At 65.5% G+C, this 23,750-nt stretch carries 23 protein-coding genes; 19 read left to right on the forward strand and 4 right to left on the reverse strand.

The features are described from left to right. From aroC to OIT41_RS10665, 19 genes are all read left to right on the forward strand, one after another. Nucleotides 1-1,200, forward strand: a complete 1,200-nt coding sequence (gene aroC, locus OIT41_RS10575; RefSeq protein WP_078108990.1) for a chorismate synthase — start codon at nucleotides 1-3, stop codon at nucleotides 1,198-1,200. A 56-nt stretch (nucleotides 1,201-1,256) separates the two neighbouring features. Then, entirely contained in the window at nucleotides 1,257-1,766 is a 510-nt protein-coding gene (locus OIT41_RS10580; protein ID WP_078108991.1) for a shikimate kinase, read from the forward strand. After that, nucleotides 1,763-2,854 (forward strand): 3-dehydroquinate synthase, encoded by a 1,092-nt coding sequence (gene aroB, locus OIT41_RS10585; protein ID WP_264636435.1) that lies wholly within the window; start codon nucleotides 1,763-1,765, stop codon nucleotides 2,852-2,854. Before OIT41_RS10580 ends, aroB begins: the two co-directional genes overlap by 4 nt. Then, nucleotides 2,851-3,372 (forward strand): tetratricopeptide repeat protein, encoded by a 522-nt coding sequence (locus OIT41_RS10590; protein WP_078108993.1) that lies wholly within the window; start codon nucleotides 2,851-2,853, stop codon nucleotides 3,370-3,372. The genes aroB and OIT41_RS10590 overlap by 4 nt, the downstream gene beginning before the upstream one ends. A gap of 156 nt (nucleotides 3,373-3,528) precedes the next feature. Next, on the forward strand, nucleotides 3,529-4,092 hold the full coding sequence (efp, locus tag OIT41_RS10595) for an elongation factor P (RefSeq protein ID WP_078108994.1): 564 nt from the start codon (nucleotides 3,529-3,531) through the stop codon (nucleotides 4,090-4,092). After that, complete coding sequence (gene nusB / locus OIT41_RS10600; RefSeq protein ID WP_078108995.1) at nucleotides 4,092-4,502, forward strand: transcription antitermination factor NusB; 411 nt, start codon at nucleotides 4,092-4,094, stop codon at nucleotides 4,500-4,502. Before efp ends, nusB begins: the two co-directional genes overlap by 1 nt. A gap of 194 nt (nucleotides 4,503-4,696) precedes the next feature. After that, nucleotides 4,697-5,278, forward strand: a complete 582-nt coding sequence (gene pyrR / locus OIT41_RS10605) for a bifunctional pyr operon transcriptional regulator/uracil phosphoribosyltransferase PyrR (protein ID WP_078108996.1) — start codon at nucleotides 4,697-4,699, stop codon at nucleotides 5,276-5,278. Then, the gene (locus tag OIT41_RS10610; protein WP_264636436.1) at nucleotides 5,275-6,288 is read left to right on the forward strand and encodes an aspartate carbamoyltransferase catalytic subunit; all 1,014 of its coding nucleotides are present in this window, start codon (nucleotides 5,275-5,277) and stop codon (nucleotides 6,286-6,288) included. Before pyrR ends, OIT41_RS10610 begins: the two co-directional genes overlap by 4 nt. Further along, nucleotides 6,288-7,637: a dihydroorotase gene (locus tag OIT41_RS10615; RefSeq protein ID WP_078108998.1), complete on the forward strand. Its 1,350-nt coding sequence runs from the start codon at nucleotides 6,288-6,290 to the stop codon at nucleotides 7,635-7,637. The genes OIT41_RS10610 and OIT41_RS10615 overlap by 1 nt, the downstream gene beginning before the upstream one ends. Beyond that, nucleotides 7,637-8,158: a hypothetical protein gene (locus OIT41_RS10620; RefSeq protein WP_264636437.1), complete on the forward strand. Its 522-nt coding sequence runs from the start codon at nucleotides 7,637-7,639 to the stop codon at nucleotides 8,156-8,158. Before OIT41_RS10615 ends, OIT41_RS10620 begins: the two co-directional genes overlap by 1 nt. Next, the gene (carA, locus tag OIT41_RS10625; protein WP_241709966.1) at nucleotides 8,139-9,416 is read left to right on the forward strand and encodes a glutamine-hydrolyzing carbamoyl-phosphate synthase small subunit; all 1,278 of its coding nucleotides are present in this window, start codon (nucleotides 8,139-8,141) and stop codon (nucleotides 9,414-9,416) included. Before OIT41_RS10620 ends, carA begins: the two co-directional genes overlap by 20 nt. Continuing rightward, a complete protein-coding gene (carB, locus tag OIT41_RS10630) occupies nucleotides 9,416-12,736 on the forward strand; it encodes a carbamoyl-phosphate synthase large subunit (RefSeq protein WP_264636438.1) in 3,321 nt (1,106 codons plus the stop codon). Before carA ends, carB begins: the two co-directional genes overlap by 1 nt. Beyond that, nucleotides 12,729-13,610 (forward strand): orotidine-5'-phosphate decarboxylase, encoded by an 882-nt coding sequence (pyrF, locus tag OIT41_RS10635; protein WP_078109001.1) that lies wholly within the window; start codon nucleotides 12,729-12,731, stop codon nucleotides 13,608-13,610. Before carB ends, pyrF begins: the two co-directional genes overlap by 8 nt. 110 nt (nucleotides 13,611-13,720) lie before the next feature. After that, nucleotides 13,721-14,047: an integration host factor, actinobacterial type gene (mihF, locus tag OIT41_RS10640; protein WP_241709964.1), complete on the forward strand. Its 327-nt coding sequence runs from the start codon at nucleotides 13,721-13,723 to the stop codon at nucleotides 14,045-14,047. A 54-nt stretch (nucleotides 14,048-14,101) separates the two neighbouring features. Further along, nucleotides 14,102-14,674, forward strand: coding sequence for a guanylate kinase (gene gmk, locus OIT41_RS10645; protein WP_078109002.1), 573 nt, complete (start codon nucleotides 14,102-14,104; stop codon nucleotides 14,672-14,674). 39 nt (nucleotides 14,675-14,713) lie between these two features. Beyond that, nucleotides 14,714-14,974: a DNA-directed RNA polymerase subunit omega gene (gene rpoZ / locus OIT41_RS10650; protein WP_078109003.1), complete on the forward strand. Its 261-nt coding sequence runs from the start codon at nucleotides 14,714-14,716 to the stop codon at nucleotides 14,972-14,974. A gap of 26 nt (nucleotides 14,975-15,000) precedes the next feature. Beyond that, entirely contained in the window at nucleotides 15,001-16,248 is a 1,248-nt protein-coding gene (gene coaBC, locus OIT41_RS10655; protein WP_264636439.1) for a bifunctional phosphopantothenoylcysteine decarboxylase/phosphopantothenate--cysteine ligase CoaBC, read from the forward strand. Between the two features lie 92 nt (nucleotides 16,249-16,340). Then, nucleotides 16,341-17,570, forward strand: a complete 1,230-nt coding sequence (gene metK, locus OIT41_RS10660) for a methionine adenosyltransferase (RefSeq protein WP_078109005.1) — start codon at nucleotides 16,341-16,343, stop codon at nucleotides 17,568-17,570. A gap of 115 nt (nucleotides 17,571-17,685) precedes the next feature. Continuing rightward, nucleotides 17,686-19,812 carry a primosomal protein N' gene (locus tag OIT41_RS10665; protein ID WP_264636440.1) on the forward strand — a complete coding sequence of 709 codons (2,127 nt, stop codon included), beginning with the start codon at nucleotides 17,686-17,688 and terminating at the stop codon, nucleotides 19,810-19,812. On the opposite strand, the gene OIT41_RS10670 is transcribed toward OIT41_RS10665, so the two are convergent. From OIT41_RS10670 to OIT41_RS10685, 4 genes are read right to left on the reverse strand one after another with little or no spacing between them, the layout of a single operon-like run. Beyond that, the gene (locus tag OIT41_RS10670; protein ID WP_078109007.1) at nucleotides 19,809-20,894 is read right to left on the reverse strand and encodes a glycosyltransferase family 4 protein; all 1,086 of its coding nucleotides are present in this window, start codon (nucleotides 20,892-20,894) and stop codon (nucleotides 19,809-19,811) included. The genes OIT41_RS10665 and OIT41_RS10670 overlap by 4 nt on opposite strands. Then, a complete protein-coding gene (locus OIT41_RS10675) occupies nucleotides 20,891-21,838 on the reverse strand; it encodes an alpha/beta fold hydrolase (RefSeq protein WP_264636442.1) in 948 nt (315 codons plus the stop codon). The genes OIT41_RS10670 and OIT41_RS10675 overlap by 4 nt, the downstream gene beginning before the upstream one ends. 10 nt (nucleotides 21,839-21,848) lie before the next feature. Further along, nucleotides 21,849-22,730 carry an aldo/keto reductase gene (locus OIT41_RS10680; RefSeq protein WP_264636443.1) on the reverse strand — a complete coding sequence of 294 codons (882 nt, stop codon included), beginning with the start codon at nucleotides 22,728-22,730 and terminating at the stop codon, nucleotides 21,849-21,851. Between the two features lie 54 nt (nucleotides 22,731-22,784). Further along, on the reverse strand, nucleotides 22,785-23,747 hold the full coding sequence (locus OIT41_RS10685; protein ID WP_264636444.1) for a sugar-binding transcriptional regulator: 963 nt from the start codon (nucleotides 23,745-23,747) through the stop codon (nucleotides 22,785-22,787). Between the last annotated feature and the right edge of the window lie 3 nt (nucleotides 23,748-23,750).

Here is a 23,750-nt window from a genome sequence, read left to right on the forward strand (position 1 = left end):
ATGTTGCGTTGGTTGACTGCCGGTGAATCCCATGGCCCGGCACTGCTCGGAATTGTTGAAGGCGTCCCCGCCGGTGTAGAACTCACCAGCGAGGAAATACGCGACGCCTTGGCGCGTCGCCGGCTCGGCTATGGCCGCGGCGCCCGGATGAAGTTCGAGCAGGACGAAGTGAGCATCCTTGGCGGCGTCAGGCACGGCGTGACGCAGGGGGGCCCCGTCGCGATCCAGATCGGCAACACCGAATGGCCCAAATGGGAGCAGATCATGTCTGCCGACCCCGTGGACCCCGCGCTCCTCGCGGACCAGGCCCGCAATGCGCCTTTGACACGGCCGCGTCCCGGCCATGCGGATTTCACGGGCATGCAGAAGTACGGATTCCCCGAGGCCCGGCCTGTCTTGGAACGCGCCAGTGCCCGGGAAACCGCCACCCGCGTTGCCCTGGGTACCGTGGCCTCGCAATTCCTGAAGCAGCTTGGCATCGAGCTGGTGAGCCACACCGTTTCCATCGCGAGCGTGACCGTGCCCGAGGGTCGCCCGCTGCCCGTGCCGTCCGACGTCCTGGCCCTCGATGCCGATCCTTTGCGTTGCTTCGATCGGGAGACCTCCGACGCGATGGTGGCCGAGGTTGACGCGGCACACAAGGAAGGCGAGACCCTCGGCGGTGTCGTCGAGGTCCTGGCCTACGGGCTTCCGCCGGGGCTCGGAAGCTACGTGCACTGGGACCGTCGCCTCGACTCGCGCCTTGCTGCTGCCCTGATGGGTATCCAGGCGATCAAGGGCGTCGAAGTCGGCGATGGCTTCCTGACAGCGGCCCGCCGCGGCTCCGCGGCCCACGATGAAATCGTCAAGGACGAGACCGGCCGGATCGTCCGCAAGACCAACCGTGCCGGTGGCATCGAGGGTGGCATGAGCATCGGCGAGGTCCTGCGTGTGCGCGCCGCCATGAAACCCATCGCCACCGTCCCGCGTGCGTTGAAGACCATCGACGTCAGCACGGGCGAGGCCGCCAAGGCCCACCACCAACGCTCCGACGTCTGTGCCGTTCCCGCGGCGGGTGTCGTTGCCGAGGCCATGGTCGCGCTTGTGCTGGCCGAGGCAGTCGCCGAGAAGTTCGGCGGTGATTCGGTCGCCGAGACCGCCCGGAACCTTCGGGGTTACCTGGACAGCATCCCGGCAACCCTGGACTCGGTTGGCCACTAGTGGCCCGCTGTAGTCCGGGCGCCGCTTACGGGCGCGCGATCGCTTTGGTGGGGCCAATGGCCGTCGGCAAGTCGGTCATCGGCCAGCAGCTCGCCCAACAATTGGGCGTGCCCTTCGTTGACACGGACTCCGTCATCGTCGAGCACCACGGTACGATCGCGGATATTTTCGCCGGCCGTGGAGAACATGCTTTCCGGGAAATCGAGGCCAGGACGGTGGCACGTGCCGTTGAAGCTGCGAACATCGACGGCGCGGTGGTTTCGCTGGGTGGAGGCGCAGTGCTCGATTCCGGCACGCAACAACTGCTGGGCGGCTGCACCGTGATCTACCTTGAGTGCGACGCGGAGACAGTCGCTGAGCGCATTGCCCGCAATACAGGCCGGCCACTCCTGGCCGGCGACGCCATGGCCCGATGGGATGCCCTCTTCGCCGCCCGGCGTCCTGTCTATGAACGCCTTGCAGACATCACCGTCGACGTCCGGTCCGGAACCGTTGCGGAAATCGCCCTCCACGTGGAGGAAAGACTGCGTGAATACGCGGCCTTGAAAGAGGAAGTGCAAAAGTGAGCAACGAAGCAACTGTCATCAAGGTCACTGGCCAGTCCGCCAACGAGAACTACGACGTCGTCGTCGGGCGCGGCCTCTTGGAGACCCTTCCCGCGAAGCTGGGAGAGCGCGTCAGGCGGGTTCTCGTGATCCACCCTCGTGCCTTGCGCCTCACGGGCGATGCGGTCCGGGCCGAACTCGAGGCTGCCGGGTTCACCGCCCTCACCGCCGAGATCCCCGATGCCGAAGAAGGCAAGCACATCCAGGTTGCCGCGTTCTGCTGGCAAGTGCTGGGCCAGAACGACTTCACCCGCTCCGACGCGATCGTGGCGGTCGGCGGCGGCGCGGTCACCGACCTCGCCGGATTCGTCGCCGCCACCTGGCTGCGAGGCGTCAAGGTCATCCACATTCCCACGAGCCTTCTCGGCATGGTGGACGCGTCGGTTGGCGGCAAGACGGGCATCAACACGGCTGAAGGCAAGAACCTGGTGGGTTCCTTCCATCCGCCCGCAGCTGTCCTTGCGGACCTGGACACGCTCCAGACGTTGCCCAGGAATGAGTTGGTCTCCGGAATGGCAGAGGTCATCAAGTGCGGCTTCATTGCCGATCCCGCCATCCTGGAACTGGTCGAAAACAAGCCGGAGGAAGTCACCGATCCGGGCTCGGCGGTGCTCCGCGAGCTTATCGAACGCGCCATCGCGGTCAAGGCGAAAGTGGTTTCCGAAGACCTCAAGGAATCCGGGCTGCGTGAAATCCTCAATTACGGGCACACGCTCGGCCACGCGATCGAACTCGTGGAACGCTACTCATGGCGCCACGGTGCAGCGGTTTCGGTCGGCATGATGTTCGCCGCTGAGCTCGCCCGCAGCGTCGGCCGGCTTTCCGACGTCGACGCCGACAGGCACCGCACCATCCTGGAGGGACTCGGCTTGCCGGTCACCTACCGCCGGGACCGCTGGCAAGGCCTGCTCGACGGCATGCGCCGCGACAAGAAATCCCGCGGAGACCTCCTGCGCTTCGTCGTGCTCGACGGCGTGGCCAAACCCGGAATCCTCGACGTTCCGGACACTTCGTTGCTCTTCGCTGCCTACCAGGAAATCGCATCATGACCACCGAGACCTTCAGCACTATCAGTGACTGGCCCACGGGAGGATTTCCAGGAGTGCGGACCAATCCGGACACGCTCCTGCCGGCCATCGTCAACGAGGAAGTCATGCAGTCGGCACTGGCTGAGTCCAGCGACCCCGCTGACCGCGTCATGGCGCTCATGCTCGAAGGCCACCCGGGAGAGGCCGCCGAATTGTTGGCGGAGGCGCGCTACAGCGATCCCGAGTCGTTCAAGTTGCGGATCTTCGAAGCCGAACTGCACCGCGCCACCAACCGCTTCGACCGCGCCGTGGAACTCTTCCGCCGGCTACTGGGCGAAGTCCACGGAACCGCCGAGGAACCGGTGGTCCATCAGTATCTGGGGCGCGCCTATTTTGTGGCGGGCAATCACGTCGCCGCGGCGGAGTCGTTCACCAAGGCCCTGGACCTGCGTGTCGCCCTGGCGGCTGACGCTTCCTTGATCTACTCCTCGGCTGTGGCCCTCCAACGCGCCCGGAACGTCCTCGAGCTCGCCTCCTGACAAGGGCGCGGAAGGCGTGACGCATTTTGCCGGTAGAATGGACTTTGGATTTTTGATAAATACGCGCTGGCGGCCGTCAAGGCATGCCTGCTTGGCATAGTCGGGCTGGAAGCCAGAGGCGTAGCTAGAACCAGTGAGAGAAACCAGAGGATACTAGTGGCAACCACAAATGACATCAAGAACGGAACCGTGCTGAAGCTCGAGGGCCAGCTCTGGAACATCATTGAGTTCCAGCACGTCAAGCCGGGCAAGGGCGGCGCGTTCGTGCGCACGAAGATGCGCAACGTCATGTCGGGCAAGGTGGTCGACAAGACCTTCAACGCCGGCCTCAAGATCGAAACCGCCACGGTCGACCGCCGCGACTACCAGTACCTGTACCAGGACGGCGCGGACTTCGTGTTCATGGACACCCAGGACTTCGACCAGATCACGGTCTCCGGTGCCACGGTAGGCGACGCCACCAACTTCATGCTGGAAAACCAGATGGTCAACATCGCCATCCACGAGGGCACTCCGCTTTACATCGAACTGCCCCCGAGCGTCGTCCTCGAAATCACCTACACCGAGCCGGGCCTCCAGGGCGACCGCTCCTCGGCTGGAACCAAGCCGGCTACCCTCGAGACCGGCTACGAGATCCAGGTGCCCCTGTTTGTTGAGAACAACACCAAGGTCAAGGTCGACACCCGCGACGGCAGCTACCTTGGCCGGGTCAGCGACTAGTGAGCGCCCGTGGTAAGGCCCGTAACAGGGCCCTCGAAGTACTGTTCGAGGCGGAGCAGCGTTCCGCCTCCGCTTTCGAGGTCTTGAAGGCCCGCCGGGAAATGACCGACCTCGTCGTCAACCCGTACACGATGGACATCGTGGAAGGCGTGGTTGCCATGCAGCCCACCATCGACGAGTTCCTGCAGACCTACGCCCAGGGCTGGACCTTGGAGCGGATGCCCGCGGTCGACCGCATCATCCTGCGGATCGGCGCGTGGGAGCTCCTCTACAACGACGACGTCCCGGACGGCGTGGCCGTCAGCGAAGCCGTTGCCTTGGCCAAGGTCATGTCCACCGACGAATCTCCTGCGTTTATCAACGGCCTCCTCGGCCGGTTGCAGACGCTGAAGCCGTCACTGCTCGCTTAGGCGGCATTGGAAGATCAGCCCAACTGACTGGCACTTGAGGTCGTTATGAGCCTTCATAACGACATCTGCTGCCAGTCAGTTGGGCTGAACTCAAGAGACCCTGGGCAGCCGGGTGTTGCCGCTGTGGTAATTTTGAAGAGCAAATGTTCCTTTTTTAATTCCGTCCAGTGAGGCGGGGAAAGGGGAGACGAGCGATGACTGAAGTCACTGCGCCGGTGCCGTCCCGGGTTGTTCTCAACCACGCTGACATCGACCGTGCGCTCACTCGTATCGCCCACGAGATCCTCGAAGCCAACAAGGGTTCCCAGGATCTGGTTCTTTTGGGCATCCCACGCCGCGGCTATCCGTTGGCCGTGAGGCTGGCTGGCAAAATCGCCGCCGCCGATCCATCCGTGAACGCTTCCGCGATTGTCGGTCAGCTGGACGTCACCATGTTCCGTGACGATCTATCCCATCAGCCCGCCAGGCCCCCGTACCCCACCAAGCTGCCGTTGTCCGGAATCGACAACAAGGTTGTTGTCCTCATCGATGACGTCCTGTACTCGGGCCGCACCATCCGGGCAGCCCTCGACGCGATCATCGACCTCGGCAGGCCGCGCATCGTCCGCCTGGCCGTCCTCGTGGACCGCGGGCACCGCGAACTGCCGATCCGCGCCGACCATGTCGGCAAGAACCTGCCGACGTCCTCCTCGGAAAAGGTCCGGGTCCACCTCGAAGAATTCGATTCCGTGGACGGCCTGCCCATCAATGAAGTAGTGATCGAGGCAGGCGCATGAAGCACCTGCTCTCCACCGAGAACCTGGGCGCTGCGGACGCCATCCGGATCCTTGACACCGCCGAAGAGATGGCGGCCGTAGGGGACCGGGAAGTCAAGAAGCTGCCCGCCCTGCGCGGCCGCACCGTGGTCAACCTCTTCTTCGAAGACTCCACCCGCACCCGCATATCCTTCGAGGCCGCGGCCAAGCGGCTCTCCGCCGACGTCATCAACTTCGCTGCCAAGGGTTCCTCGGTGTCGAAAGGCGAGTCCCTCAAGGACACCGCGCAGACCCTCGCGGCCATGGGTGCCGATGCTGTGGTCATCCGCCACTGGGCTTCCGGGGCTCCGCACCGCTTGGCTTCCACCGACTGGATCGACGCAGCCGTCATCAACGCCGGCGACGGCACCCACGAACACCCCACGCAGGCCCTCCTGGACGCGTTCACGATGCGCCGCCACTGGTCCAGGTTGCACGGTTCGTCATCCACTGGCGCGGACCTCACGGGCATGCGCGTCGCCATCGCGGGCGACGTCCTGCACTCCCGCGTCGCCCGCTCCAATGTGTGGCTCCTGCGCACCCTCGGCGCGGAAGTGACGCTCGTGGCACCGCCCACGTTGCTGCCGATCGGCGTCGAACACTGGCCTTGCAAGGTCAGTTACAACCTCGATGAGACCCTCGAGGCCGGAGTGGACGCCATGATGATGCTGCGCGTCCAGGGAGAGCGCATGAACGCGTCCTTCTTCCCCTCCACCCGCGAGTATTCGCGACGCTGGGGCTTCGACGATGCCCGCCTGCGTGCCCTCGACGATCTCGGGCTCAAGGACACCATCATCATGCACCCCGGCCCCATGAACCGGGGGCTGGAGATTTCTTCTGCCGCCGCCGATTCGCCGCGTTCCACCGTCCTTGCCCAGGTCCGGAACGGCGTGTCGGTCCGGATGGCCGCACTGTACCTGCTGCTCTCGGGGGATTCCCGTGAAGCCGCCCCCATGCCGGGCACCGCCCGTTCCGATAAGGAGAGCAACTGATGACCGAAACCGCAACAGGGACCTACGTGATCCGCGGTGCGGCCATCCTGGGTGGCGACGCCGAGGACCTGCTGATCCGCGATGGCGTCATCGCCGGGCGCGGCATCGGCCTTTCCGCCGAAGGAGCCACTGTGATCGAGGCCGCCGGCCTCGTGGCGCTTCCCGGCATGGTCGACATCCACACCCACTTGCGTGAGCCTGGGCGCGAAGACGCGGAAACCGTCGAAACGGGTACCCGCGCCGCGGCCCTTGGCGGCTACACCGCGGTCCACGCCATGGCCAACAGCAACCCGGTGGCTGACACCGCCGGCGTCGTCGAGCAGGTCCACAGCCTGGGCCGCGCCTCCGGTTGGGTGGATGTGCGTCCGGTCGGCGCGGTCACGGTAGGGCTCGCCGGTGAGCAGCTTGCCGAGCTCGGCGCCATGGCGGACTCCCGCGCCCAGGTCCGCGTCTTCTCCGACGACGGCATTTGCGTCCACGATCCCGTGCTGATGCGCCGCGCCCTGGAGTACGTCAAAGCGTTCGACGGCGTCGTGGCCCAGCACGCCCAGGAACCCCGCCTCACCGCGGGAGCCCAGATGAACGAGGGCACCGTCTCCGCCGTCCTCGGGCTGGCCGGTTGGCCCGCGGTCGCCGAGGAGAGCATCATCGCCCGGGACGTCCTTTTGGCCCAGCACGTGGGCTCCCGCCTGCACGTCTGCCACGTGTCCACCGCCGGCTCAGTGGAGATCGTCCGTTGGGCCAAGGAACGCGGGATCAACGTCACGGCGGAGGTCACGCCCCACCACTTGTTGCTCACTGACGAATTGGTTCGCAGCTACGACCCCGTCTACAAAGTCAACCCGCCCCTGCGCACCGACGCGGATGTCCAGGCGCTCCGTGCCGGGCTCGCGGACGGCACCATCGACGTCGTCGGCACGGACCACGCCCCGCACCCAAGCGAGCACAAGGAGTGCGAGTGGGCCCAGGCGGCAATGGGCATGACGGGACTGGAGACTGCCTTGTCGGTCGTCCAGGAAACCATGATCGAAACCGGGCTCATGACCTGGGCCGACTTCGCCCGCGTCACGTCCACGGTGCCCGCGGCCATCGGACGCGTGGCAGATCAGGGGCGTCCGCTCGAAGCCGGTGAGCCCGCGAACGTCATCCTCGTGGACCCGGCTGCCCGGTGGACAGTGGATCCGCATAAGATGGCCACCATGGGCCGGAACTCACCGTTTGCGGGCAGGGAGCTGCCGGGCGCCGTCGTCGCCACGTTCTTCAAGGGCCACCCGACCGTACTGGACGGCAAGCTCAACACGCCGTACCGCCATGCAGCGGAGCCGGCCGGCGCCGGCAGCAGCAACTGATGGACAACAAACTTGCTTCCCTGCTCCTCGTCGTGGTCCTTGCCGCGGTTGCGGCCGGACTCATCGCGATAGGTTGGCGCGGCAGGCTCAAGCGGCAGGCCGGCCTCGGGCAGCTTCCGGACGTGCCGGAGAGGCTCAGCCCGGCCGGCATCGTGGCTGAAGGCCAGTATGTGGCCACGACGACGGCGGGAGACTGGCTCGACCGGGTCGCCGTCCACGGACTTGGCTTCCGCGGCAACGCGGAAGTGAGCGTCCACCCGGAAGGCGTCCTCTTCGACCGGAAGGGGACAGCACCATTGTTCGTTCCGGCGGAGGCCGTGACCGATTGCGGCAGCGCCGACGGCATGGCCGGCAAGTTCGTGGAGAAGGACGGACTCGTGGTCTTGAGCTGGATGCTCGGCGAACACGAACTCGATACCGGATTCAGGACCAGGCGCGCCGCCGACAAGCAACCGCTCCTCGAAGCACTTCAAGAATTGATCTCTGCAGCCCCCCAGGCAGATGCCGATAGTGGAAAGTAACAAAGTGACGGACACCAACGCAGTGACAGGCAATACCAATCCAGCAGAGTCCTCCGCGGCAGTGCTGGTCCTCGAAGACGGCCGCACGTTCCGCGGCCGGAGCTACGGCGCCACCGGCGTGGCCCTGGGCGAGGCGGTCTTCGCCACCGGCATGACCGGATACCAGGAAACCATCACGGATCCCTCCTACGCCCGGCAGCTCGTGGTCCAGACGGCTCCGCACATCGGTAACACCGGCGTGAACAAGGAAGACGCCGAGTCCCGCCGCATCTGGGTGGCCGGCTACGTTGTCCGCGACGCCGCGCGCCGCCCCTCGAACTGGCGTTCGGAGCGCAGCCTCGACGCGGAACTCGTCGAACAGGGCATTGTCGGCATCCAGGCCGTGGACACCCGCGCCATCACCCGGCACCTGCGCGAGCACAAGACCATGCGCGCCGGGATCTTCTCCGGCGAAGCGGCCAAGGCCACCGACAAGGAGCTCCTGGACACCGTCCTGGCCAGCGCGCCCATGGAAGGTGCCCGCCTGGCCGAAGAAGTGAGCATCGACGAGGCATACGTCGTCGAGCCCGCGGACCATGGCTGGGACGGCGAGCCGAAGTTCAGCATCGCCGCGATCGACCTTGGCATCAAGGCGATGACCCCGGTCCGCTTCGCCGAACGCGGCGTACGCGTGCACGTCCTGCCGGCCACCGCAACGCTGGAAGACGTCAAGGCAGTCAACCCTGACGGCTTCTTCATGTCCAACGGCCCCGGCGACCCCGCCACCGCGGACGCCCAGGTGAAGCTGCTCCGCGCCGTGCTGGATGAGAAGATGCCGTACTTCGGAATCTGCTTCGGCAACCAGATCCTGGGCCGGGCCCTCGGATTCGGCACGTACAAGCTCAAGTACGGCCACCGCGGGATCAACCAGCCGGTGATGGACCGCCGCACCGGCAAGGTCGAAATCACGTCCCAGAACCACGGCTTCGCCGTCGACGCTCCCATGGACGGCGCCACCATGGCCCCCGAGGAGCGCTTCGGACGCGTCGAGGTCAGCCACGTGAGCCTCAACGACGACGTCGTCGAAGGACTCGCCTGCCTCGACATCCCGGCCTTCTCCGTCCAGTACCACCCCGAAGCCGCAGCCGGACCGCACGACGCCGCCTACCTCTTCGACCGCTTCATCGATCTGATGGAGAGCACGAAGAACGGCCAGGCCGCCGCGCAGGCCGCCGACACTCAGACATCGAACTCCGCGAAGAACGAGGACACCAAGTAATGCCAAAGCGTACAGATCTCAAGAGCGTCCTCGTTATCGGTTCCGGCCCGATCGTCATCGGCCAGGCGGCCGAATTCGACTACTCCGGCACCCAGGCACTGCGGGTGCTCAAAGAGGAGGGCCTGCGCGTCATCCTCGTGAACTCCAACCCGGCCACCATCATGACGGACCCCGAGTTCGCCGATGCCACGTACGTCGAGCCCATCACTCCCGAGGTGGTCGAAAAGATCATCGCCAAGGAGCGCCCGGACGCCGTCCTGCCCACGCTGGGTGGACAGACGGCCCTCAACACGGCCATCGCCCTCGACAAGAACGGCGTGCTCGAGAAGTACAACGTCGAACTCATCGGTGCCAACATTCCCGCGATCGAACTCGGCGAGGACCGTGAAAAGTTCAAGGGCGTCGTGGAACGCTGCGGCGCCGAATCGGCCCGCAGCCACATCATCCACACCATGGACGAAGCACTGACTGCGGCGGAAGACCTCGGCTACCCGATGGTTGTCCGACCGTCCTTCACCATGGGCGGCCTGGGCTCGGGCCTGGCGTACAACGAGGACGACCTGCGCCGCATCGTGGGCCAGGGCCTGCAGTACAGCCCCACGTCCGAGGTCCTGCTGGAAGAGAGCATCCTCGGCTGGAAAGAGTACGAGCTGGAAATGATGCGCGACAAGAACGACAACGTCGTTGTTGTCTGCTCCATCGAGAACTTCGATCCGGTGGGTGTCCACACGGGCGACTCGATCACGGTTGCCCCGGCCCTGACCCTGACTGACCGCGAGTACCAGCGGCTGCGCGACATCTCCATCGCCGTCATCCGCGAAGTCGGCGTCGACACCGGTGGCTGCAACATCCAGTTCGCCATCGAACCGGACACGGGGCGCGTCGTCGTCATCGAAATGAACCCGCGTGTTTCGCGTTCCTCGGCGCTGGCCTCCAAGGCCACCGGCTTCGCGATCGCCAAGATCGCCACCAAGCTCTCCTTGGGCTACACGCTGGACGAGATCCCCAACGACATCACGCAGCAAACCCCTGCTTCGTTCGAGCCGACGCTCGACTACGTCGTCGTGAAGGTTCCCCGCTTCGCGTTCGAGAAGTTCCCTGCCGCGGACAACACGCTGACCACCACCATGAAGTCCGTCGGCGAAGCCATGGCGATGGGCCGCAACTTCACCGAGGCTCTGCAGAAGGCCCTCCGCTCGCTTGAGCAGAAGGGTTCGCAGCTGGACTTCAGCCACGTGCCCGAGTGGGAAGTTCCGGAGCTCATCGAGAAGTCCAAGCGCCCGACGACGGACCGCCTCCACCAGGTCCAGCGCGCCCTGCTCGGCGGTGCTTCGGTCGAGGACCTCTACGCCGCCACCAAGATCGATCCGTGGTTCCTGGACCAGCTGCAGCTGCTCAACGAAATGTCCCACGAGATCCGCAAGGCCGGCGCCCTGACGGAGGACATGCTCCGCAACGCCAAGCGCCACGGCTTCTCTGATGAGCAGATCGGCGCCTTGACGCACAACCCGGAGGCCGTTGTCCGCGGCGTCCGGCAGGCCCTGGGCATCCGCCCGGTCTACAAGACGGTGGACACCTGTGCCGCCGAATTCGCCGCGTACACCCCGTACCACTATTCCTCGTATGACGAGGAGGACGAGGTCGGCCTGCACTCCAAGCCGTCCGTCATCATCCTGGGCTCGGGCCCCAACCGCATCGGCCAGGGCATCGAGTTCGACTACTCGTGCGTCCACGCCTCCATGGCGTTGCGCAAGGCCGGCTACGAGACCGTCATGGTCAACTGCAACCCGGAAACCGTCTCCACGGACTACGACGTCTCCACCCGCCTGTACTTCGAACCGTTGACTCTCGAGGACGTCCTCGAAGTCATCGCGGCCGAGGAGCGCACGGGCGGCGTCATGGGCGTGTTCGTGCAGCTCGGCGGCCAGACCCCGCTCAAGCTCGCACAGCAGCTGGCAGACGCCGGCGTGCCGATCCTTGGCACCTCCCCGGAAGCGATCGACCTCGCCGAACACCGCGGCATGTTCTCCCGCGTGCTCGACCAGGCGGGCCTGATCGCCCCGAAGAACGGCACCGCCGTGTCCTTCGAGGACGCCAAGAAGATCGCCGACGAGATCGGCTACCCGGTCCTCGTCCGCCCGTCCTACGTGCTGGGCGGCCGCGGCATGGAGATCGTCTACGACGAAGCCAACCTCTCGCGCTACATCGCCAACGCCACGGAAATCACCCCGGACCACCCAGTGCTGATCGACCGCTTCCTCGAGGACGCCGTCGAAATCGACGTCGACGCGCTCTTCGACGGCACGGACATGTACCTCGGCGGCATCATGGAGCACATCGAGGAAGCCGGCATCCACTCCGGTGACTCCGCGTGCGTCCTGCCTCCGATCACCCTCGGCAGCAACGTGATCGAGCGCGTCCGCACGGCCACGAGGGCCATCGCTGAAGGCGTAGGCGTCCGTGGGCTCATCAACATCCAGTTCGCGCTGGCCTCCGACGTGCTCTACGTGCTCGAGGCCAACCCGCGCGCTTCCCGCACGGTTCCGTTCGTCTCCAAGGCAACGGGCGTGCAGATGGCCAAGGCTGCGGCCCTGATCGGCACCGGCGTCACCATCAACCAGCTGCGCAGCGCCTACAAGATGCTGCCGGAAACGGGCGACGGTTCAACCCTGCCGCTCGACGCTCCCGTCGCGGTGAAGGAAGCCGTGCTGCCGTTCAGCCGTTTCCGCACGCCGGAAGGCAAGGTAGTGGACTCGCTGCTCGGCCCGGAAATGCGTTCCACCGGTGAGGTCATGGGCATCGACAAGCACTTCGACACCGCATTCGCGAAGAGCCAGGCCGCTGCCAACAACGCGCTGCCCACCGAAGGGAAGATCTTTGTCTCTGTCGCCAACCGCGACAAGCGTTCGGTGATCATGGGCGTCAAGCGCCTGTCCGATCTCGGCTTCGAGATTGTCTCCACGGGCGGCACCGCGGATGTCCTGCGCCGCAACGGCATCCAGGCCACCCCGGTCCGCAAGGTCGCCGAAGGCAGCAGCGCCGAAGGCGAGGGGACCATCGCGGACCTCATCATCGCCGGCGAAATCGACATGGTCTTCAACACGCCTTCCGGGGGCGAAGCCCGCAGCGACGGCTACGAACTCCGTGCAGCCGCTACGTCCATCGGCATCCCCTGCATCACCACGGTTGCGGAGTTCAACGCCGCGGTGCAGGCCATCGAGGCGCTGCGCACTTACGAGTGGTCGGTGACGAGCCTGCAGGAGCACGCCGCTGCGCTGTCAGCTTCCCAGGCCGCGGCAGCCGAGGCCGTCAATGCCTGAGTCCGCCGCAGCCGCGCAGCAGGCTGTTCTTAGCTCGGGACCACAGCCGTTCGGTTCCCGCCTGGCGGCCGCGATGGCCGCCCGTGGCCCCTTGTGCGTCGGCATTGACCCGCACCCGGGGCTCTTGGCGGACTGGGGATTGAACGACGACGTCGCAGGCCTGGAACGCTTTTCGCTCACGGTCGTGGAGGCCGTGGCGACGCTCGCTGCCGCGGTCAAGCCGCAGGTGGCGCTCTATGAGCGCCACGGCTCCGCCGGCATGGCGGTTTTGGAACGGACCCTTGCGGTCGCAGCCGACGCCGGAGTGCTGAGCATCGCCGACGCCAAACGCGGAGACATCGGTTCCACGATGGCTGCCTACGCCGACGCCTGGCTACGGGATGGTTCCGCCTTGGCGGCAGACTCGGTCACGCTGAGCCCGTACCTCGGCTTCGAGTCGCTGCGACCGGCACTCGACCTCGCAGCCGAGTCCGGCCGCGGTGTCTTCGTGCTCGCCCTGACGTCCAACCCCGAGGGCAAGTCCGTGCAGCACGTAGGCGGCTCGGAATCGGTCGCGCGGCGGATCGCCGAGGCCGCGGCCGAGGAAAACCGTCGCTATTCCGGTGCCATGGGGTCCGTCGGTCTTGTGGTCGGTGCCACGATCGGCGGCGCCCTCACGGAACTCGGGCTGGACCTCGACGCCGTCCACGGGCCCATCCTGGCACCCGGACTGGGCGCGCAGGGGGCAACTCCGGCGGATCTGCGTGCCACTTTCGGCGCGGCATACCCGGCGGTCCTGGCGACGTCGAGCCGTGGAATCCTCGCCGCCGGTCCTGCGATTGCCGGACTGCGCTCCGCCACTGAGGCCACGCGCGACGGACTGCTGGAAGGCTGAGCCCGATCTTGGTTGGTCCAATGCATTGCGCTCCGTAGCGACCACGCGATAGCTTCGGGATCAGTCCAAATCCGCAACGCACTCGATGCCGGCCAAAGGGGGATGTGTCAGTGACCTTAAAGGCATTGTCGCCAGAGGAACGTTCCGATGCCTTGGAGAAGGCAGCGAGAGCCCGGGCACGGCGGGCTCTCGCAAAGGAACAGCTCAGGACCGGCGAACTCGGCTTTGCGGGGTTGATCAAGTCGGCACAAACCGACGAGGCAATCGCCCGCATGCGCGTTTCCGAGCTCATCGAGGCTGTTCCCGGCATTGGTCCGGTCCGGGCCGCGGCCATCATGGCGGAAATCGGTATCGCCCCTTCGCGCAGGCTCCGGGGCCTGGGAATTCACCAGTCCCGGTCGCTGATAGATTTTATGGAAGACAAATACAGCGTTTAAGCGAATACAGCGTTTAACAAATGCGGCGTATATAGAATCTCCACGAAGGACGATGTGAGCAAGAATCCGGGACTGACTGTCCTCGCAGGCCCCACTGCCGTTGGCAAGGGAACAGTATCCACGTATATCCGGGACAATTACCCCGAAGTCTGGCTGTCGGTTTCAGCCACCACCCGTGCGCCACGGCCGGGGGAGCAGGATGGTGTCCACTACTACTTCAAGTCCGCCGAGGAATTCGACGCACTCGTTGACGCCGGGCAATTGCTTGAGTGGGCGGTCGTCCATGGTAAAAACCGTTACGGCACGCTGCGCAGCACCGTGGACGCGGCCATCGCCGAAGGCAGGTCCGTGCTGTTGGAGATCGATTTGCAGGGCGCCCGCCAGGTCAAGGCGGCAGTTCCGGACGCCAACTTCGTGTTCCTGGCTCCGCCCAGCTGGGACGAAATGGTGCGCCGCCTGGTAGGGCGCGGCACCGAAACCCCGGAGGAACAGCAGCGGCGGCTGGAAACCGCTAAACTGGAACTTGCCGCTGAACCGGAGTTTGACCACACCGTCATCAATGACGACGTACGCCGGGCAGCGGACGAGCTTGTTTCACTCATGGGGCTTACCCCGCACCAGCGCTAAGCGCTAGCACTTGTCAGCCCGTTAGAATTTGGAGATTTCGTGTCCACGAACCTTGAAGGCATCATCAACCCGCCGATCGATTCGCTGCTTGCTGCTGCCGATTCGAAGTACGGCCTGGTGATTTTCGGCGCCAAGCGCGCGCGCCAGATCAACGCCTACTACGCACAGCTCCACGAGGGCCTCTTCGAGTACGTTGGCCCGCTGGTCGACACGAAGCTGAACGAAAAGTCGCTTTCCATCGCCTTGCGCGAGATCAACGAAGGCCTGCTGGTTTCCACTCCCATCGAGCCCGCAGAGTAAACAGACTGCCTGTTGACGGAGGTCACGTGCGCATAGTCCTCGGAGTCGGGGGAGGGATCGCAGCCTACAAGGTTGCATCGCTCCTCCGGCTTTTTACTGAAGCCGGACACAACGTGACGGTCATTCCCACGGAGGCCGCCACCCGCTTTGTCGGCGTGGCCACCTGGGAGGCGCTCTCGGGCAATCCGGTGAGCAACAGCGTCTTCGACGACGTGGAGAAGGTCAACCACGTCCGTCTCGGCCATGAGGCGGACCTCATCGTGGTGGCCCCGGCAACTGCCGACCTGCTGGCCAAGGCAGCAACCGGCCAAGCGGGGGACTTGCTCACCAACACGCTCCTCATGGCCCATGGCCCGGTACTTTTCGCCCCCGCGATGCACACCGAAATGTGGCAGAACCAGGCCACCCAGGCGAATGTGGAAACGTTGCGCAGCCGGGGCATCACTGTCCTGGAACCCGCTGTGGGCCGGCTGACGGGCGTGGACTCCGGGCCGGGCAGGCTGCCCGAACCGGAAGCGATCTTCGCAGCCGCGGTGGCTCTGCTCGACGCCTCCGCACCCGCAACCCTGATGGCGGCCCCGAAACCCCTCGCCGGGCGCACCATCACCGTTTCTGCCGGAGGCACCAGGGAAGCCCTTGATCCGGTCCGTTTCCTGGGGAACAGGTCTTCAGGCAAGCAGGGCGTTGCGCTGGCCGCCGCGGCCCTTGCCGCAGGCGCCCATGTCCGGTTCCTCGCTGCCCACATGGATGTCCAGGCGCCGGCCGGGGTCGAACTGATCCAGGTTGAATCCGCATTGGAGCTCCGTGACGCCGCGCTGGAAGCCGCCGCCGGCTCCGACGTCGTGATCATGGCCGCAGCAGTCGCAGACTTCCGCCCGGCCGAGGTTTCGGACACGAAAATCAAGAAGGTCACCGGCGACGACGCCCCCGTGGTGCGCCTCGTGCAGAACCCGGACATCCTTCATGAGCTGGTGGTGCGCCGCGACGCCGAGGCATCCACGCAGTTGATCGTCGGGTTTGCGGCCGAAACCGGGGACGAGGACGGGAACGTCCTGGAGCACGCCACTGCCAAGCTCAAACGCAAAGGCTGCGACCTTTTGGTGGTCAACCAGGTCGGCGTCGGGCGCGTGTTTGGCCAAGACCAGAATTCTGTGATCATTCTCTCCGGCCATGGCGCGGCGCCGCAATCGGCGGCGGGTTCCAAATCCGACGTCGCCGCCGCTGTTATTGACCGCATCAGCACTGAACTGAGCCGCGTACACCCGGCCCCCTAGCCATCGGGTGACACTCATTCCGCAGCTGGTCCATCCTTAGCACAGGGACATACGGCGGAAGCCGGTCGCCCCCAACCGAGTAAGGTAGTCGAGTGACTTTACCGCTGCACCATGAATCCCACGGCACCCCGTCCAAGCTCCGGCTCTTCACCTCAGAGTCGGTCACGGAAGGGCACCCGGACAAGATCTGCGACCAGATCAGCGACGCCATCCTCGACGCGCTCCTGGCGGCAGACCCCGAGTCGCGCGTGGCCGTTGAAACCATGGCGACCACCGGCTTGGTGCACGTAGCCGGTGAAGTCACCACGGACGCGTATGTTGAAATCCCGCAGATCGTCCGCGAGACCATCCTCGGAATCGGTTACGACTCGTCCGCCAACGGCTTCGACGGCGCACGGTGCGGCGTGTCTGTCTCCATCGGACAGCAGTCCAACGACATCGCCGGCGGCGTCTTCAATTCGCTCGAAGCCCGCGAAGGCCGCCAGGAGGACGACTACGACCTCCAGGGCGCCGGTGACCAGGGCATCATGTTCGGCTACGCGAGCGATGAGACACCCTCGTACATGCCGACGCCCATTTGGCTCGCCCACCGGCTCTCCGAGCGTCTCACCGAAGTCCGCAAGAGCGGCGAGCTGGCCTACTTGCGCCCTGACGGCAAGACCCAGGTGACGGTCGGATACGACCGCGACCGTCCGGTTTCCGTTGAAACGGTGGTGATTTCCAGCCAGCACGCCGAAGGGACCCACCTGGATCGCTTGCGCGCCGATCTTGCCTCCCACGTCATCGATCCCGTCCTGGCTGCGGCCAACCTGGACATCTCCCACGTAGCGAATATCCTGAACCCTGCCGGTGCCTTCGTCATCGGCGGGCCCGTCGGCGACGCCGGGCTGACCGGCCGCAAGATCATCGTCGACACCTACGGCGGCATGGCCCGCCACGGCGGCGGCGCCTTCTCCGGCAAGGACCCGTCCAAGGTGGACCGTTCGGCGGCCTACGCGATGCGCTGGGTAGCGAAGAACGTCGTGGCCGCTGGTTTGGCCAAGAGGGCCGAAATCCAGATCGCCTACGCCATCGGCCAGGCGCGTCCGGTGGGCACCTACGTGGAGACCTTCGGTACTGAGACTGTGGACCCGGCCAAGATCAGCGAAGCGATTGCCGAGATCTTCGACCTCCGTCCGCGCGCCATCATCGACGCCCTCGACCTCAAGCGGCCCATCTACGCCAAGACGGCGGCGCATGGGCACTTCGGCCGCGAAGAGCCCGACTTCACATGGGAACGCCTGGACCGCGTGGACGAGCTGAAGGAATTCTTCAACGCCTGAACCGGCTTGCCCGTGACAGTCGGTGCCGGCCGGAATCCGGGGGTCATCCCGGACATTGTCGGTGGTACCTGCTTGGATTGGACCAAGGCATCCGGCACTCCAGGGAGGTGACAACATGGGCGATGGTTCATTGCTTCCGTTTGGCCTTGCCTTGCCTTCGCCGTCCCATCAGCCGTCGTTGTTGCAAGGCTTCCCTTCCCGCGGGAGCGACGCCGTGGGGCCGCCCCTTGCCTCAAGCAATCCGGTGGCACGGGTCCTGATCGAATCCTCCGTGCCGCATCTGGACAGGCCCTTTGACTACAGCGTCCCGGCCGAGTTGGAGGACACCGCCCTGGCAGGCGTCCGGGTCAAAGTCCGCTTCAGCGGCCAGGAACTCAACGGCTACGTCCTGGAGCGCACGGAATCCTCGGAAGCCGGACATGCCCTGACTCCGCTTCTCAAGGTGGTCTCGGCCGTCCCGGTGCTGACGCCGGCGTTGCTGGAGCTTGCCTCGAGTATCGCGGCCCGCTATGCCGGGACCCTCAGCGATGTCCTCCGCACCGCCATTCCTCCCCGCGTCGCGCGGCTGGAGAAGTTGTTCCTCTCAGGAGATTCCCTGCTGGATGGGCGGGAGGAAGACAATGCGGCTGCCGAGGTCTCCACGTCGCGGGCCCACGCCGCCTGGGCTTCCTACGCCAACGGCGCACCGTACTTGCAACACCTCGCCGGGGGCGGCTCACCCCGCGCGGTCCTGACTGCGACGCAGGGTTTCGGCACAGCTGGCTGGCCTGAGCTTGTGGCGTCCGCGGTGGCAGCCGTCCGCTCCTCCGGGCGCGGCGCCGTCGTCGTCGTGCCCGACTACCGTGACCTCGACCGCATGGAAGCTGCCCTGCGCACTGTCCTGCCGCCGGGCGACGTCGCGCGGTTGACTGCCGACGACGGCCAGACACCGCGGTACCGTAGTTACCTTCGGGTCCTCAGCGGCGCCGCGAAGGTTGCGGTCGGCACTCGCTCCGCCGCCTACGCCCCCGTGCAGGACCTGGGACTCGTGGTGTGCTGGGACGACGGCGACGACCTGCACATTGACCAGCGCGCTCCGTACGCGCACACCAGGGAAGTCCTGCTCTTGCGTGCAGAACAGGAAGCGGCTGCTTGCCTCATGGCCGCGCATAGCCGCAGTACCGAACTTCAGCGGCTTGTTGAGGGCGGTTGGGCCGTTCCGGTGGAGGCTCCCCGGCCGGTGGTCCGCTCCAGCACGCCCCGGGTGCTCAATACAGCTGACAGCTTCGAGCAGGAGCGCGACCCTCTCGCCAGGGTTGCACGTTTGCCCGGCGCGGCCTGGCGGGCCGCCAAGGAGGGCCTGGAACGGGGACCTGTCCTGGTGCAGGTGGCCCGGGCCGGCTATGCCCCATCCCTTGTGTGCGAGGATTGCCGCGAGTCCGCCCGGTGCAACAACTGCCAGGGACCCCTTGCCATAGCCGGACAATCGGCCTTGCCGCAGTGCCGCTGGTGCTCCACCCCGGCCCCGGAGTGGCGCTGCCGGCATTGCGGCGGAGTCCGACTTCGCAGGGGTGCCGCGGGTGTGCTGCGGACCGCGGAAGAACTGGGCAGGGCTTTTCCCGGCAAGGCCGTCGTGACGTCGTCGGGAGACCAGGTCAAGGCCACGGTGTCGGATGCCCATGCACTGGTGGTGGCCACCGTGGGGGCCGAGCCGATCGCCAGCGGCGGCTACGCGGCCGCGCTGCTCCTGGATGGCAATTCGCTCCTGCGCCGGGAGAACCTGCGCGCCGGTGAGGACACCGTGCGGCGATGGTTCAATGCGGCAGCCCTCGTGCGGCCCGCGCATGAGGGCGGGCTCGTCGTCATCACCGCGGACGACGCCACGGCGACCGGTGCCCTGTTGCGCTGGGATCCTGCCGGATATGCCTCCCGTGAGCTCGCGCTGCGGCAGGAACTCCAGTTGCCGCCCTCCGTGCGGATCGCGTCCGTGACGGGCAAGCGGGCCGACGTCGTGCACTTCACCGAAAGCCTTGCCGAAGCCATCAAGCTCCGCACCGCTGGCCCCGCGCCGGTCTCCCTCACACTGTCCACCAAGCGCGGAGCAGAACAAGAGGGCGATCCGGACGTCCGGACGCTCTTCTTCATCCCTTATGCCCAAGCAGCTGTTGCCACCCGTTCCATGCGTGCAGTCAAAGCTGCCAGTGCGGCCAAGCGCACGTCGGGACCGGTGCAGTTGCGGCTCGACGGCGTCGATGTCCTCTAGCGCCGCTTGCGGCTGCGCATCGCAACGATCTCTTCGGCCACGGCCAGAAGCTGGCGCGCCGACTCGTCCCAATTGAAATCAGCCGCACGTTCCACAGAGCGGCGTGAGCGCACCTGCCACAATTCGCCGTCTTCAAGGGCCTTGACCGCCGCGGCAAATTCCTCGGGCGATTCGGCGTGCACATAGCTCACGGCGTCCCCGCCTACCTCCCGGAAGATGGGGGTGTCGCTGGCGATCACGGGAGTGCCAAGTGCCATCGCCTCGACCAGGGGAAGCCCGTAGCCTTCCGCCTTGGACAAGCTGACAAGCGCGGTGGCCCGGAGCAGGAGGGAGTCGTATTCGGCGTCCGTCACGCCGTTGTGGAACTCGACCTTCGCACCCGGCGGGACCAGGGGCTCGAGCTCGGCCCGGCGCTGGGGGGTGATCCTGCTGAGAAGGTGCAGCGTGAATCCGGGCAATCCGGCCATGCCCTGGATCATGGTTTCCACATTTTTGTAGGGCATGAACGAGCCCATGTAGAGCAGGGATTTCTCGGCGCCGGCTGCGGGATCGCGTGGCTTCTGGCCCGGCTGCGGTGCGTTGCCCACGATGCGGACCGGGCGGCGGGTCAAATTGAACTTGGCCATGAGCGACTCGGTGGTGTGGCTGATGGTCGCGACGATGTCGGCCCTGTTGAGAAGCAATCGCTGTGGCCAGTAGGCCTTGTGGTACAGCCGCCAAAGGAGACGTACGGGCGCCGGAAGGAAGCCGGGAGGGGCGGGGTGTTCATAGTAGATGAGGTCGTGCAGGGTCAGGACGAGCCCGTACTTGCGGCCCCAGGTTCCCATGGTCTGCATGGGGCAAACCACAACATCGGCCCCGATCTTGTTGACCGCGCGCGCCACGAACAGTTCGCGGGGGGAGAGCGGGCTGCTGATGTGAACGTAGGGGACATCCGGGAGGAGTGCCAACTGGCGCTTGTCGCTGATGAGCATCGTGACGTCGGCTATCTTGGACGTCGCTGCTATGAGGCTCGATCCGTAGCGGCTGATCCCGTCATGATGGTCCGTGCGGGTAAAGCGGGCATCTATGACGATTTTCACGCGGGGTGTTCCTCCAGGAAGCTGCGGATGGCGGCGGCGGCGGGCGCCGGCGTCTCGTAGTGGATCAAATGCCCGACGTCGGGAATCACTTCCAGCGCGCCGTCCGGCAACAGGTCCAGCAGCTTGTGCTGGTCCCGGAGCAGGGCGATCTCGTCTTTTTCGCCGGCCACCAGCAGAACGGGGAGGTCCAGCTGCCCGGCGACCTCGGACACATGGCTGGAGACCGAAGCCCGGAAGGACTCCAGGAGGCTCGCGCGGTCGGCGAACGCCGAGAAGTACGCATCATGCTGGCCATGGACAAAGCCCCGGAGTTCCTTGTCCCGGGTCTTGGCCATCGCTGCGCTCATGACACGGACAATCAGGCGGCTGCGCAGGACGGCGAGTCCCAGCCGGCGGGGGAGCTTGGCGGAGACCTGGTAGTACAGGACTGCCAGCTTGGTCATGAGCCCCTTGGGCCCCGCCAACGCGGGAGCGGCGATCGGATTGACCAGGATCAGCGGACGGATGGCGCCCGGATTCGATGCGGCGAAGTGGCTGGCAACGATGGATCCGAAGGAATGCCCCAGGAGAACCGTGTCCGGTCCGAGGCCAAGGGCCGCCATGAAACCGGTGATGAACTTCCCGTAGCGTTCCACAGTGTGGGGGTCTCCGGCGAAAGGCTCCGAGCTGCCAAAGCCGGGAAGGTCGGGCATGATGACCCGCATTTCCGGCAGGTGGTCTACTACGCGGAGGAGGCCGTGGTGGTCGCCGCGGAAACCGTGGATGACCAGTATGGTCCGGGTATCCGCGGTCACCGTGACCGGTTCGTAGCACCAATAGGCGACGTTGCTGCCGTCGAGGTCGATGTCTGAGGCACTCGTCCGCGCGGCCAGGGCCTTGCTGAAGAACTCCCGTGGGGAGGCAGGCACGGGTTCGGGGGAGTGGTTTGTGTCCACTTGTTCCATTCGGCAGGTCCTAGTTGACGTTGTCCGGGTGTGACCCGGTGCGGTGGTGGCGTTCGAGTGCGGCCAGGCCATCCATGTCGTCGGCATCAAGCTCGAAGCCGAAGACGTCGAAGTTCTCCTGGATGCGTGCCGCGGTGCTCGCTTTGGGGATGACGATGTTTCCCAGCTGGAGGTGCCAGCGGATGATGATTTGCGCGGGTGTCTTTCCGTACTTGTCCGCGAGTGCACGGACGGCCGGATCCTGGAGGACCTGGCCCCGGCCCAGAGGGCTCCACGCCTCGGTGCGGATGCGCAGCTGCTCGTGGAGCGTGCGGAGCCGGGTCTGCTGCAACCACGGGTGCAATTCAATCTGGTTCACGGCTGGAACCACTTCGGCTTTTTCCATGAGTGCCTCGAGATGGGCCGGCTGGAAGTTGGAGACTCCGATCGCGCGCACGCGGCCTTCGCGGTACAGGGTTTCCATGGCGCGGTAGCTCTCCTGGAACAAGCCGCGCCCCGCGCACGGCCAATGGATGAGGTACAGGTCGACGTAGTCGAGGCCCAGATTGGCCATGGAGGAATCGAAGGCGCGCAGCGTGGAGTCGTAGCCTTGGTCGTCGTTCCAGAGCTTGGTGGTGACAAAAACGTCTTCGCGGGAGAGTCCGTGAGTGCCCTCCCCGGAGCCTCCCGTGTTGCTGTCCACTCCCGGCGGGGATATCACAGCACTGCCGATGCCGCGGCCGACGCCGGTTTCATTCCCATACATTGCGGCTGTGTCGAAATGCCTGTAGCCGGCGCCTAGCGCAGTGGCGACCAAAGACGTGGTTTCCGTCGGGGGCACCTTGTAGAGCCCGAACCCCAACTGGTCAATCAAGACACCGTTGTTGAGATTGAGCCGAGGCGAGGGTTTCATAGCCAAGACTCTACCTACCTCGATGCCGGGAATGTTTCAGGGTCCTTCAGTTTTTCAGGACGGGCTGCCGAAACTGACCAGGTGCTTCGCTGTGGCCTCGTCCAGGATCAGATCCGTTGCCAGCCCCGCTTCAAGGGCTCCGCGCAGCCCGTTGATCTTGGAGGCACCCGAGACGACACAAATGCGGCGGCGGACCTGCCGCAATTGCTCGTGGCTTGGGCCGGTGGACCGCTCGTTGAGGGTGATGCCGTCGGAGGAGCCGTCGGCACGGAAGAAGACGGTGGCAACATCGCCCACGACGTCCAAGCTGGCAAGCAGGTTCAAGTCTGTTTCATCGAGGTAGCCGCCTGCGTAGACGTGGCTGGGGTAGTCCGAATGCACCGAGCCGACACCGAAGATGGCGATGCTCATCCTGGCCTGGAGGTCGAGCACGCGCTGGACGCTGCGCTCATTCCACATGGCGGTCTTCGTGGCGGCGTGGTCGAAGAAAGCGGGCACCGGGAACTGTTCCACCCGCGCCCCGTAGGCGATGCCGAAACGACGCATGATGTCGCTGGCATAGGTGATGCCGGTGGTCTGCATGTTGCCGGCGCCGTTGAGCTGCACGATAGTGCTGCCGTGCGTGATCTTGCGGGTCAGGTGCCTGCTGACGGCGCTGATGGTCGCACCCCAGGCCACTCCGATGATGGCGTTGGAATCGACGAGGGGACCGATGGTGCGTGCGGCCTGCGTCGCCACCCGGTCCAGGGTTTCCGCCTCGTTCAAGGTGTCCAGGACCGGTACCACGTGCACATCGACGCCGTAGTGGCTGCGGATCATGCGCTCCAGTTCGGGGGCGGAATCAAGGGGACTGCGGATCTGGATCTGGACCAGTCCCGATTCGCGGGCCGAGGACAGCAGTCGGGAGACGGTTGAGCGGGAGGTCCGGAGTTCGCGGGCAATGGCGTCCATCGTGAGGTCTTGGAGGTAGTACATCTGAGCCGCCCGAAGGGCCTCTGAATGTCGTGATCGTGGCATCTC

Origin of the sequence: Arthrobacter sp. YA7-1 (assembly GCF_025960325.1) — a bacterium.
In the GTDB taxonomy this organism is placed as follows: domain Bacteria; phylum Actinomycetota; class Actinomycetes; order Actinomycetales; family Micrococcaceae; genus Arthrobacter; species Arthrobacter bambusae_A.